A 12,735-nucleotide genomic window follows, 5' to 3' on the forward strand; every position below is an offset into this window, starting at 1 on the left:
ATCCAAACGGATGGGCTTTTCTAATGATTAACAATGATTCCAATAATATAATTGCTTAGATTAAAATCAGAATATTTAAAGCATTGACTCAAATTAAAGTTATTCATATAATATTATATATAACATCTAATGTCAGGAGATGTAACAAAAACATGTTAATTTTGGATGAGCTATATAATACTGTTGTTTTTGAAGTTTCATCAGATGAATTAATTCGAATTTTAAAAGAGATCAAGAATAAAAAAGAAATAGACATTGATTTGCTTAAATATAAAATCCATATGTTTGAGAAGAAAAAAAGAATTGAAGAAGCTTATTATCAATCTTTATCTACGTTTCGAAAGATTTTTACTGGACGTCCGCCTGGCCATCATCAAGCAGTTGAATACTTAGTGAATGTAAAAGAACGATTTAATGAGATTGAAATGATTAAGCAGAACATTATTACATTAAATAGCATTCTTTCTTTATTGGAAGCGGAACCGAATAAACAGGAAATAGTCTTATCGCCTAGTTTGATAGAAGAAATAAGAAAGTGGCAAGAAACGGAGGGCAACTAGAGATGACACTGGAAACTTTGAGTTCAGGTTTAGACACAATTTGGGTAGTGTTAACAGCAGCGATGATTCTGTTGATGGAGGGGGGCTTTGCTCTACTAGAGGCAGGTTTTGTTCGATCCAAGAATAGCGTGAATATTATTATGAAAGTGTTCGCTGATATTACGATTGGTACACTGTGCTATTTTTTAATTGGTTTTGGTTTGATGTACGGGGCTGATTTTTTAGGTATTGTGGGAACGAGCGGCTTTTTATTAAAAGGAGATCTATCACATTTAGATTTGAATATTTCAATAGATGCATTTTGGCTATTTCAGGGAGCTTTTGTTATTGCGGTAATTTCTATTGTATCAGGAGCTGTTGCAGAAAGAATTAATTTCCGGGCCTACCTTTTATATGTCGTTCTCATGACGGCCTTTATTTATCCGATTGCCGGTCATTGGGTTTGGGGGGGAGGCTGGTTAAGTGAGTTAGGAATGCAGGATTTTGCCGGATCTGCGGTCATCCATGCGCTAGGTGGTTTTGCTGCATTGGCAGCAGCAATCCTAATCGGTCCGCGAAAAGGGAAATTCTCTGAGGTCGGTTCTAGTTCTATTGCTTTACCTAGTAATCTACCATTAGTATCGGTCGGCGCATTTTTATTATGGTTCGGGTGGTTTGGTTTTAATGCTGGAAGTACATTACAAGCTACGGATGCACGTATTGGGCATATTGCTATTGTGACGATGCTCTCTGCTGCATCAGGAGGAGCTGTCACTCTTCTTTATACATTATTTCGTTATGGACGTTCAGATGCACCATCTGTTATTAACGGCTCTTTAGCCGGTTTGGTCGGAATAACGGCTGGATGTGCCTTTGTAAATGATTATGCAGCTATTATCATCGGTGCTGTTTCGGGGTTATTTATGATGGCTGCAACGAATTGGTTAGAAGCAAGAGGAATTGATGACCCTGTAGGTGCATTTCCTGTACATGCAGTATCAGGGATTTGGGGCACGATAGCGGTAGGTCTATTTGCTACTGAAGGTGGACTTTTTACACATGGTAGTTGGCACTTATTAGGGGTTCAAATTCTAGGGTTAACAGTGTTGTGTACTTGGGGATTTCTATTAACATGGATGGCTTTTAAAACCATTAATATTTGGATTCCAATTCGCTCTACAGATGAAGAGGAAGAGGTAGGATTGGATATTAGTTACCATGGCATACGCGCGACACATGCAGCTAATGAGTTTATTCGAATAGAAGATTATTCTTATCGAGTTGATGTAACAGAGATGCGAGATGAGAGATATAAATGATACTTAAATGAGCCTCTAATGATTGATAGTTTGATATCTGTTAATCATTAGGGGTCTGTTTTTTGCCGTAAATTTATTTTACATATAGGATAAGTAGGATATATACTTATCTGAAATAAACGATTATAATAAACAGGAAAGTTTTATTAGAAAAGCGATTGATGTAGCAGCGGCATTTTTCCGGAAAAGGATGTTGCTGTATTCTTAAATATAGTAAACTGAATGAAAAGGTAAGGTTAACTATCGGATGGTTGATAGAGGTGAGGTAGAACTATTTCTATGAAAAGTGCAAAACTGAAATCGATAATTGTGTATTCTATCCTTTTATTGTTATTATTCATCATGCTGAATATGTTTACTTCGATAATAAGTATTAAAAAGTCAGCTGAAAAATCCAGCGCTAACCAAATGCTGGAAGTCGCGAAATCTATAGCCGGTCATTTGGATGTAGATGCATATAAGCGTTTTCTTGAAAATCCGGTAAAAAACCAGGAGTATTCGGAAATCAAACATTATTTAGAAGATGCCAGAAAGAAAACGGGAGCTTTGCATGTATATACACTCGATATTGATAATCCTAAAGTATCTAGGGCTATGATTGCGGCGATGCCTAATAACCTAGAGTTTCCGATTGGAGGAGTGTGCACGGTCCCGGAAAAGCAGGTTAAAATGGCTTATGAAGGACGTACGTTTTATACGAGCATTTTAGAAGATCCCGAATATGGGGAGTATTTAACGGTTGGAGCTCCAATAAAGGATGACAAAGATAAAATTATTGGTTACTTAGCCATCGATATTAGTGCGGATGAAATCAATAATATTAGCGGTAAAGTTATAAAAAGCAGCGTGTCAATCTTCGTTTTTAATGGATTGTTTGTCGTTATACTGCTTATCGCATTTTTAATTATGCATCGATGGTATCGAAATGAATTGCAAACAAAAGTAGGAGATACAGAGGAGACGTATCATTGGGAATTTCAATCATTACTTGCTTCTGTACGTTCTTTACGGCATGATTTTTCCAACCATGTTCAAGTTATCCATGGCCTTCTTAAGTTAGGAGAATCTGAAAAGGCATTAGATTATATAAGTGCTCTTGCTAAAGAAATTCACTCAATTACTTCTATGAATCTAAATGTGAATAATCCTGGATTATCTGTGCTTTTGGAAGTGAAGAGACTAGCTGCTCAAAATTATAATATCGAGACGGAATTTGAGATAGCAGATGACTCATTTGATAGGATTAAAACAACGGATTTAATTAAATTGTTATCCAATGTGGTTGATAATGCGATTGAAGCAACAAGTGAGCTTCCTGAGAATGAACGATTTATGCATGTTGCGTGTAAAGTATGTGACTCTAAATATGTATTTGAAGTAAGTAACACAGGACCGATGATTACGGATAAAAATCGAGAGAAGATCTTTAAAAGCGGTTTTTCGACGAAAAAGGTACAAGAGGGAAAAGTACGAGGGCAAGGATTATTTATCGTGAAACAATTAGTAACGGAATATCGCGGGGATATTTCTATTCAGTCTAATATAAATGAAACAACTGTTACACTTAGAATTCCGATTCCTAGAAATGGTGAGTCGAGTTAAAGGTAGAGTATCGTATAGCACAAGAAATATAAGCACCTCGCAATGAGAAAGTTTTGATTGTGTCAAAATTCTTTCATTGTGAGATGCTTTTTTTATAAGGTTCTATTATAGGACGTTGTTGAGCGAAACCTTTCGTAAAAAAAGAAAAATTTTTGAAACCTTTTTTTTTCACTTCCGTATATAGTTATGAAGATGCAAAGCAGCATGAATTTTTTCGATGAAATAGGTTAATAAACTGGAAAATAAAAGAGCGGAAAAGTATTTTTGGAAATGTAATTTTATAAGTACTTTTCGTTGCAGGCCTATGAATTGGATGTTATGATTGTTCCGAGTTCACGCTAGCGTGAATGGTTGCGCATCCTAAATATGTAAGGAGTTGAGTGGCTAGTGAGTATTAATCTACAAAAAGGTCAACGTATTGATTTAACTAAAGGAAATGCTGGTTTAAATCAAATTATGGTTGGTTTAGGCTGGGACCCTGTGAATCAATCTTCTCCTAAAGGTGGGGGTCTGTTTGGCGGGCTTTTTGGAGGCGGTGCAAAAACAGCGAATATCGATTGTGACGCGTCTGTTATTTTGCTGCAAAATGACCGAATCGTAAATAAAGGTGATTTGGTTTATTTTGGTAATAAAACAAGCAGTTGCGGCTCTGTTCGTCATTCTGGAGATAATCTTACAGGCGACGGCAGCGGAGATGATGAAGTCATTATGATTGACTTGAAATCTGTTCCAGAACGCTATAATAAGCTTGTTTTTGTCGTGAATATTTATGATTGCGAAGGAAGAAAACAAGATTTTGGCATGATTCAAAACGCTTTTATTCGCATTGTTAATCCACAAACGAAACAGGAATTAACTCGCTTTAACTTAACGGATAACTATGGTGGGTTAACGACTTTAGTGACGGGTGAAATTTATCGCCATAATGGTGAATGGAAGTTTAATGCGATTGGTGACGGGACAAAAGACCGTAATCTGTCAGAAGTCGTTGCTCGATATACTTGATTACATAAATCTATCACAGCTTAAGGGTAGAATAAAATTGTCTTTCAATATTATTAACATTTAGGAGGTCGTTTAATATGGCAGTAGTTTCTCTACAAAAAGGTCAAAAAGTTGATTTAACAAAATCAAACCCTGGTATTTCTAAAGTTCTAGTTGGTTTAGGTTGGGATACAAATAAATATGATGGTGGACAAGATTTCGATTTAGATACTTCTATCTTCTTATTGGATGCAACTGGTAAAGTGAAAGGCCCAGAAGATTTTGTATTCTATAATAATACAACAGGCGGAAATGGATCCGTTGTTCATGCGGGAGATAACTTAACTGGAGCAGGTGAAGGTGACGATGAGCAAGTGAAGGTAGCGATTAAAGATGTTCCAGCTCATATCGAGAAAATTGCTTTTACTGTTACGATTCATGATGCAGAAGCTCGTAATCAAAACTTCGGTATGGTATCAAATGCGTTCATTCGTATTGTAAATGAAGATACAAATGAAGAACTTATTCGCTATGATCTTGGAGAAGACTTCAGCATTGAAACAGCTATCGTTGTCGGAGAATTATATCGTCATAACGGCGAATGGAAATTCAATGCAATTGGCTCAGGCTACCAAGGCGGTTTAGCTTCTCTATGTAATGATTTTGGATTACAGGTAGGGTAATGAATAGAGGAACAATGAGCATCGCACTCATTGTTCCTTAGTTATGATTTTTCAAAACTATATTATCAGGATAGGGGAGTATAAATCATGGCTATTCAGTTAAGTAAAGGCCAGCGAATTGATTTAACAAAAAACGATCCAACATTACAAAATATCGTGATTGGCTTAGGCTGGGATGTTAAACAGTTTGATGGAGGTCAAGCATACGACCTTGATGCTTCGGCTTTTTTATTAAATGCAGCAGGAAAGTGCCGCAATGAATATGACTTTATTTTCTACAACAATTTACAAAGTTCGGATGGTTCTGTCATTCATACAGGTGATAATAGAACAGGTGAAGGCGATGGAGACGACGAGCAGCTGAAGATTGATTTGGCGAAAGTACCGAATGATGTAGAGAAAGTAGCGATTGCGGTTACGATTCATGAGGCAGAGGTTCGTTCGCAAAACTTTGGGCAAGTGTCTAATGCATTTGTTAGACTTGTGAATGAAGACACAAACGAGGAAGTGATTCGCTTCGATTTAGGCGAAGATTTTAGCATTGAAACAGCTGTTGTATTTTGTGAGATTTATAGAAACAAAGGTGAGTGGAAGTTCAGTGCAGTTGGTGCTGGTTACCAAGGCGGATTGCAAGCATTAGTAAATGCATACGGATTAGATGCATAAGTATTCTTATTTATATAGGGAGTAATCCCATTTCATTTTTTACGGAGGTTATTTCCTTTGGACATTATTAATCAGATTTTAAGCACGTATGCTTTGTTTTTTGATTGGGGAATGTGGGCAGATGTTTTAACTGATCCTGTTGCATGGGGATTAATTGGGACATTGATTATTATGGAAGGGTTACTTTCTGCTGATAATGCCCTTGTACTAGCGGTTATGGTCAAACATCTTCCTGAAAAACAAAGAAAAAAAGCATTGATGTATGGATTACTTGGTGCGTATGTCTTCAGATTCTTATTCATCGGTATCGGCGTCTATCTTGTCAAGTTTTGGTTCATTAAAGTACTAGGTGCTGCATATTTAGGTTGGATTTGTTATAGTCACTTCCGCAAAAAAGGAAATGATGATGGAGAGGCAAAAGAGTTTAATAAAAATAGCTGGTTAGTTCGTACGTTCGGCGTATTTTGGGCGACAGTTATTATGGTGGAAATGATGGATATTGCTTTCTCAGCAGACTCCATTCTAGCTGCATTTGCTATTTCGGATCAAGTATGGGTTCTTCTTCTCGGTGGAATGATTGGTATTTTATTAATGCGTACAGTAGCTAGATTCTTCTTACTATTAATTGATAAAATTCCTGAGCTGGAGAACACGGCATTCATTTTGATTGGAATTATTGCTGCTAAAATGATGGCAAGCGTGTTTGGCTTCCATTTGCCGCATGAAGTGTTTTTTGCCATTATTGTTCTAGCATTTGCTATTACGATTATCATTCATAAAAAAAATGCTGGAGTAGTAAAAGAAGAAACGGCTGTTTCAAAAGAAGAATAAAGGAAGACTTCCATTAATGGGGAATTATTGCCCGTTAAGTGTGGGATGAATATTTCTAGATGGCTACTGTTTCAGCAGTAGCCATCCTTTTATATAGGAAGGAAGTAGATTTCGTTGTGAAACATTTTGAGGTTGAATCGGCCAAAAGAAAAATAGAAATCTTCTATAAAGAACCGGAGCCCTTTACTAAATATACAGAACGGGAAACGCTAGCTTATGCGCTAGGTGCTACTTTGTATATGCCAGCTCTTAGAGAGAGCATTGCAGATGAGCTAGTGACAAAGAAGTATAGAGAGCTTACTTCTGTCGTCATTGATTTAGAAGATGCTGTTGGTGATAGTCGACTAGAGGAAGCGGAGCAAATGCTTATTCAGCATATTTCAAACATTAATCGAGCTGTAGAAGAACAAAAAGTATTGGTAGAAGAGTTGCCTCTTATTTTTATTCGAGTAAGAAGCCCGCAGCAAATGAAGAGGATGACGAAACAATTAGGAAGGCTTCAGCGTGTATTGACTGGATATGTATTTCCAAAGTTTTCGTATGAAGCAGGGAAAGACTATTTAGAGATTTTAAAGAACAATAATTCAGAAGATATGGTTTTGTATGGTATGCCAGTGTTAGAGACAGCAGACATTGTGTATAAAGAAACGAGAATCTCAACGTTAAACAAAATTAAAGAGCTATTAGAAGCTTATCAAGCTTATATATTAAATATTCGAATTGGAGCCACAGATTTTTGCGGATTATACGGTATTAGAAGGAAGGTAAATACAAGCATTTATGATGTTCTAGTCATTCGCGATTGTTTAACAGATATTATGAATCTATTTAATCGAAATGGCAGCGGATTCGTGCTTTCAGGCCCAGTGTGGGAGTTCTTTTCTAATAATCCAAGGAGTAATCCATATCTAGATGGCTTAATAAATGAAGTGATGCTGGATCAATTAAATGGTTTTGTTGGTAAAACGGTCATTCATCCGACACATATTAAGCCTGTTCATTCATTATATGTTGTTAGCCATGAGGATTATCTTGATGCAACCAGTTTACTAGATTATAACGATGGTCAAGTAGGAGTTGTGAAAAGTGAGTACGCTAATAAAATGAATGAAATGAAACCGCACTTTTCTTGGGCGAAACGAATTTTGCTACAAGCAAAAGTATTTGGTGTATATAACAAAGGCCAAACGTTTACTCATTTAATGACAGAAGAAAAACAATTTAATGAAGGAGCAAAGAAATGGTAGAAACGATCGCTTCTAAAGAAGTATATCATATTATGGATGGTTTAACGGTTGAAGTAGATGTGTTGCAAAATCCATATCAATTTGAATTATCTCAATTGTTTCAAATGGCAACGCGGATTAATAAACGGAGAAGCTTTCTATTTGTTAGCAAAGTATTAGGTAAACATTTAGCGGTGGATCCCAATATCCCATTGGTGGTAGGGAAGCTGCTCGCTATGCGCTATGTAGAACTTGTGCATGGGGTGAAGGATCCGCGCATGCAATCAGTTGTTCATGCTTTGCAGACCAAAAGCCGTCTTTCAGAAGTACTAGCAGATATTGAACGTCAGCCTATTTTGTTAGATCAACCGCTTACCGTGATGGGATTTGCTGAAACTGCAACAGCTTTAGGTCATGCGGTATTTAGCGCATTTGGAGAGCAGACAAAGTATATTCATACGACAAGAGAACAGATTCAAGAATTAACGTCTGTTATTAATTTTGAGGAAGAACATTCACATGCAACGAGTCATAGGGTGTATGCCTCGGATTCCGCCTTTTTTGATGATGATAGTGAAGTCGTACTCGTTGATGATGAAATTACGACAGGGAAAACAGCCATTAACATTATTCGAACAATGAAGGCGCAGTATCCTCAGAAAACACGATTTACTGTTGTGTCTATTTTAGATTGGAGATCACAGGAGCATCGAGAAAGATATGAGCAATTAGAAGAAGAGTTGAATATTACGATTCATACCGTGGCTTTATTAGATGGAATGATTACAGTCTTTGGAGAACCGGTTTTAAGTAAAGAGAATCAGTCCATTCATTCTTCATATCTTGAACCAACCACTTCCTTCCTCTCTTCTGATAACGATGTAAAAACGAGTGAGATAAAAGGAATAACATCTATTTCCACTGATGGAACAGTTAATCGTTCCCCTTATTTATTGGCGACAGGAAGATTCGGATTGACGAGAGCGGAGGAATCCCTCTATTCAAACGAGTTAAAAGCCGTTGCAGAATCCGTGAAAAAACAGCGGAAAGGGAGCCGCACGTTAGTTATTGGCACGGGAGAATTTATGTATGTTCCTATGAAAATAGCTGCTCAGTTAGGGGAAGATGTATTTTTTCAATCTACAACCCGCAGTCCGATTTATCAGAGGAATATAGAATCATATACCATTCAACAGAAATTCACATTTGATAGTCCAGAAAATACAGGAACAACGAATTTCCTATACAATATTAAACAAAATCAATATGATGAGCTCATCATTTTAGTCGAACGCATGCATTCCGAAGACGATATACGAAGCTTGGTAGAAGAGCTTAAACGAACGAATATTACTACGATTACAGTGGTGATGATGACAGACATCTGCTCGTAATTGCTTAAGGAGGGGAGCGAATGGTACAAGCGGGAGTTCGACCGGATCGAATAGGGAGTTATAGTGTAGACGATGTTGTTTTTTTATTGCGAGATATTAGTAAGTATCAGTTAGAGATAAAAACTGAAGAACGGGAGGCGCTTATTCAATCCGGCACCCATTATTCTGAAATGCTGCCAATGGAGTACCAGCCGGATGAGCAGTATATTTCCTTATTCCATCGTACATTGAATCACTATTCGAAACGGATTGCGATAGCCATTGGAGTTGTAGCAGAACAAATTAAAGAAAAACGTGGATTGAACAATCTAGTTTTAGTCAGTTTAGCACGAGCAGGGACACCTATTGGTGTATTAGTGAAACGCTACTTCAAAGCTATCCATCAAGTAGAGATTCCTCATTACTCGATTTCGATTATTAGAGGCAGAGGGATTGATGAGACAGCGATTGATTATATATTTGCTCATCATGCAGCAGCTGATATTCAATTTATAGATGGCTGGACGGGAAAAGGGGCCATTACAAAAGAATTGAAGGGTGCATGTCAGAAGTATAATACTGCACATTCGAACCAATTGAATGCTAGTCTTGCTGTGTTGGCTGATCCTGGGCATTGCGTCGATATATATGGAACAAGAGAGGACTTCTTAATCCCTTCGGCTTGTTTAAATTCTACTGTATCAGGACTTGTCAGCCGAACGGTATGGAATGAATCGTTTATGGAAAAAGGAGATTTTCATGGAACGAAGTTTTATCGAGAACTGAAAGATGTGGATGTGTCCAACTTATATGTAGATTGTATTGCTGCGGAATTTGCTCATGTAATAGAAGATATTCAACAAAGGTTAGTAGAATTAGCGAATGAAGACCAAACACCATCTTGGAAAGGTGCTCAGTCTGTGGAACGCATTCAAGAAATATTCTCTATCAAGAATTCAAATTTCGTAAAGCCGGGAGTAGGAGAAACGACAAGGGTGCTGCTTCGGAGAGTGCCTTGGAAAATTCTTATCAACCCTTATTATTCGAATGATTTAACGCATATTTTATTGTTAGCCAAAGATAAAAATGTTCAGGTAGAAGAATTTACAGACATGTCATATTCTTGCTGTGGCATTATTAAAGAATTATAAGGAGATATCGGATGATACTATTTACTTCTGATTTAGATCGAACGTTAATCTATTCTGAAAGAATGATGACTGAGTATCCTATAGAAAGCGAAACGGCTTGTGTAGAAATGGTGGATGAGCGTTCTATTACTTTTATGTCTTATCAATCCATTAAACTATTGAATGCATTTCATGAGAATCATTTGTTTGTTCCGGTTACAACAAGAGCCTTGCATCTGTATAAAAGAATTCATCTTTTTCAGAACGACATTAAGCCCCCATTTGCAGTAACAAGTAATGGTGGTACAATCCTTATAGACGGAGTCGTTGATCAAGATTGGCATCAAGAGCTCCATGCAAGAATTGTGAGGACTTCTTTGCCAAAGGAAGATATGCTGCAAGCCTTTGCTACCATTAGGCATGAATCATGGGTGTTGCGAGAGTCGTATGTCGACGGCCTTTTCTATGTATTTCAGATTGTTAAAGAAGCAGTTCCTTACGATGAGCTAGCGGCTTTTGAAGTAGAATTACAGAAGATGGGCTGGAGAACATTTTTACATGGAAGAAAGTTATACATCCTTCCTCAACAAGTAGATAAGGCCTTTGCTGTTCAAAGAGTAAAAGAGTATATCGATGATTATGATGTACATGTTGCGGCAGGCGATTCTTTCATGGATTATTTGATGATGAAAGAAGCCAATATTGGCTATAGTCCGTTACATGGAGAAATATTTGAGACGATGCCCAGCGCTCCGAAAGTAACGTGGTTAAACGGACGAGGGGTGGCTTTTACCGAGGAGCTGCTTATGAAGCTTCTGGAGAGTAAGACAACATTAATTAGGTGATAACAGATGGGAAAAATTAGTTTAGCAAAACCCGATTTAGATAAGCTGCCGATTATGGGCTCAGCGGATGCCTGTAAATTATGGGGAATAGATAGCTCCACGTTAAGAAAAAGGATAGATCAATTTCCTAAAGGGACCATTAAGAAAATGGGAAGAGATTGGATTGTGACGAAAGATGGTATGGCGTATGTATTTGGTACGTTAGAAGAAAGAAAATTAAAGAGAGAATAGTAAAGCATTTGGACTTATATGGATAGTAAATATTTATAGAAAAGTAGGTGACTCAAGAGAGAATGGGAGTCACCACTTCTTTTTTTGCAGAATCTATGTTTAATAATCATGTAGATAAAGTGAAACTTCCATCAGTGGGGGTCTTACTCTCCGTTAAGTGCGGGGGTAAAAAGCGATAGCGTCTTAATAACAAGCTTGTTGCATGAATGAAGTTTATTGTCGCTGTAGTATTTATAATGGAAGTGAAAACAGATGAGAATCAATAAGTATATTAGCGAGACAGGCTACTGTTCAAGGCGGGAAACAGATCGTTTGATTGAAGCGAAGAGAATTACGATTAATGGTGTGATTTGTGAACCCGGAGTGACGGTTAGTCCTGGTGATGTTGTTTTTATTGATGGAAAAAGCATCCCTGAGAAAGCCGAACCAGTCTATATTGCTCTAAATAAACCGATTGGAATTACATGTACGGCAGCCAAACATGTAGAAGGCAACATCATGGATTTTGTAAATTACCCTTCACGTATCTTTCCGATTGGCAGATTAGATAAAGCATCTGAAGGGTTGATTTTATTAACCAATGATGGGGACATTGTTAATAGGATAATGCGTTCAGAGAATGGGCATGAGAAGGAATATGTAGTAACAGTAGATAAGCCGGTTACAGACGAGTTTATTCAAGATATGTCTAATGGAGTAGAGATTCTTAGAACAAGGACAAAGCCATGTCATGTTTTTCGGATAAATGATTATCAATTTCGGATTATTTTAACGCAAGGATTAAATCGACAAATTAGACGAATGAGTAAAGCACTTGGTTATAAAGTGGTTCGTCTTGAGCGGATTAGAATTATGAACATTCATGTAGATGGCATAGAAGAAGGGGAATGGCGAGATCTGACGGATGAAGAATTATACACGCTTCTATCGCAGTTAAAGGAAAGTGCTACTTAACTATGGAATAAAACAGCAGCAAAAGAGATTAAACTTTTGCTGCTAATTAGTATTAGAATCCATCTTGTGCACTAAATGGAATGTTCAAGCGGTTTTCAACGGCACGTAGACGTTGATTTAATCGGTTTAATCGGCGATTTTGACGCTCATCACTCTGGATAAGACGAGTAACTTCACGATTAATACGTGTAATTTCTCGGTTCAAGCGATTGATTTCTCGTGATTGCTGTTCATCTCTTCTTTCTAATTCCCGTAATCTTCTTTCGATACCTTGAGCTTGAGGTGGTTGACGATCTATTTCATATTCATATATATCTGATTCAACTTGATCTAGTTCATACATCGTTGATTC

At 37.3% G+C, this 12,735-nt stretch carries 14 protein-coding genes; 13 read left to right on the forward strand and 1 reads right to left on the reverse strand.

Translation table 11 applies throughout. The annotated features are described in order from the left end of the window. The first annotated feature begins 152 nt into the window (after window positions 1-152). From V7068_RS19515 to V7068_RS19575, 13 genes are all read left to right on the forward strand, one after another. A complete protein-coding gene (locus tag V7068_RS19515) occupies window positions 153-560 on the forward strand; it encodes a hypothetical protein (RefSeq protein ID WP_499714167.1) in 408 nt (135 codons plus the stop codon). Between the two features lie 2 nt (window positions 561-562). Beyond that, the gene (locus tag V7068_RS19520; protein ID WP_499714168.1) at window positions 563-1,858 is read left to right on the forward strand and encodes an ammonium transporter; all 1,296 of its coding nucleotides are present in this window, start codon (window positions 563-565) and stop codon (window positions 1,856-1,858) included. Between the two features lie 279 nt (window positions 1,859-2,137). Further along, a complete protein-coding gene (locus tag V7068_RS19525; RefSeq protein ID WP_499714169.1) occupies window positions 2,138-3,460 on the forward strand; it encodes a sensor histidine kinase in 1,323 nt (440 codons plus the stop codon). A 387-nt stretch (window positions 3,461-3,847) separates the two neighbouring features. Further along, window positions 3,848-4,465, forward strand: coding sequence for a TerD family protein (locus tag V7068_RS19530; protein ID WP_252288959.1), 618 nt, complete (start codon window positions 3,848-3,850; stop codon window positions 4,463-4,465). Window positions 4,466-4,542: 77 nt separating this feature from the next. Further along, on the forward strand, window positions 4,543-5,127 hold the full coding sequence (locus tag V7068_RS19535; RefSeq protein WP_127759060.1) for a TerD family protein: 585 nt from the start codon (window positions 4,543-4,545) through the stop codon (window positions 5,125-5,127). A gap of 87 nt (window positions 5,128-5,214) precedes the next feature. Then, complete coding sequence (locus tag V7068_RS19540; protein ID WP_499714170.1) at window positions 5,215-5,793, forward strand: TerD family protein; 579 nt, start codon at window positions 5,215-5,217, stop codon at window positions 5,791-5,793. Between the two features lie 57 nt (window positions 5,794-5,850). After that, window positions 5,851-6,624: a TerC family protein gene (locus V7068_RS19545; RefSeq protein WP_499714171.1), complete on the forward strand. Its 774-nt coding sequence runs from the start codon at window positions 5,851-5,853 to the stop codon at window positions 6,622-6,624. Window positions 6,625-6,683: 59 nt separating this feature from the next. Continuing rightward, on the forward strand, window positions 6,684-7,871 hold the full coding sequence (locus V7068_RS19550) for an HpcH/HpaI aldolase/citrate lyase family protein (RefSeq protein WP_499714172.1): 1,188 nt from the start codon (window positions 6,684-6,686) through the stop codon (window positions 7,869-7,871). Next, a complete protein-coding gene (locus V7068_RS19555) occupies window positions 7,865-9,244 on the forward strand; it encodes a phosphoribosyltransferase family protein (RefSeq protein WP_499714173.1) in 1,380 nt (459 codons plus the stop codon). Before V7068_RS19550 ends, V7068_RS19555 begins: the two co-directional genes overlap by 7 nt. Window positions 9,245-9,264: 20 nt before the next feature. Further along, complete coding sequence (locus V7068_RS19560; RefSeq protein WP_499714174.1) at window positions 9,265-10,374, forward strand: cysteine protease StiP family protein; 1,110 nt, start codon at window positions 9,265-9,267, stop codon at window positions 10,372-10,374. A gap of 11 nt (window positions 10,375-10,385) precedes the next feature. Beyond that, complete coding sequence (locus V7068_RS19565; RefSeq protein ID WP_499714175.1) at window positions 10,386-11,198, forward strand: HAD family hydrolase; 813 nt, start codon at window positions 10,386-10,388, stop codon at window positions 11,196-11,198. A 6-nt stretch (window positions 11,199-11,204) separates the two neighbouring features. Next, complete coding sequence (locus tag V7068_RS19570; protein ID WP_127759067.1) at window positions 11,205-11,429, forward strand: helix-turn-helix domain-containing protein; 225 nt, start codon at window positions 11,205-11,207, stop codon at window positions 11,427-11,429. A gap of 252 nt (window positions 11,430-11,681) precedes the next feature. After that, window positions 11,682-12,383 carry a pseudouridine synthase gene (locus V7068_RS19575; protein WP_499714176.1) on the forward strand — a complete coding sequence of 234 codons (702 nt, stop codon included), beginning with the start codon at window positions 11,682-11,684 and terminating at the stop codon, window positions 12,381-12,383. Window positions 12,384-12,435: 52 nt separating this feature from the next. Here the strand turns inward: V7068_RS19575 and V7068_RS19580 are convergent, their stop codons facing one another. Then, on the reverse strand, window positions 12,436-12,726 hold the full coding sequence (locus V7068_RS19580) for a hypothetical protein (protein ID WP_499714190.1): 291 nt from the start codon (window positions 12,724-12,726) through the stop codon (window positions 12,436-12,438). Window positions 12,727-12,735: the final 9 nt, after the last annotated feature.

The organism is Bacillus sp. JJ634, from assembly GCF_036962285.1.
GTDB classification, from domain to species: domain Bacteria; phylum Bacillota; class Bacilli; order Bacillales; family DSM-1321; genus Peribacillus; species Peribacillus asahii_A.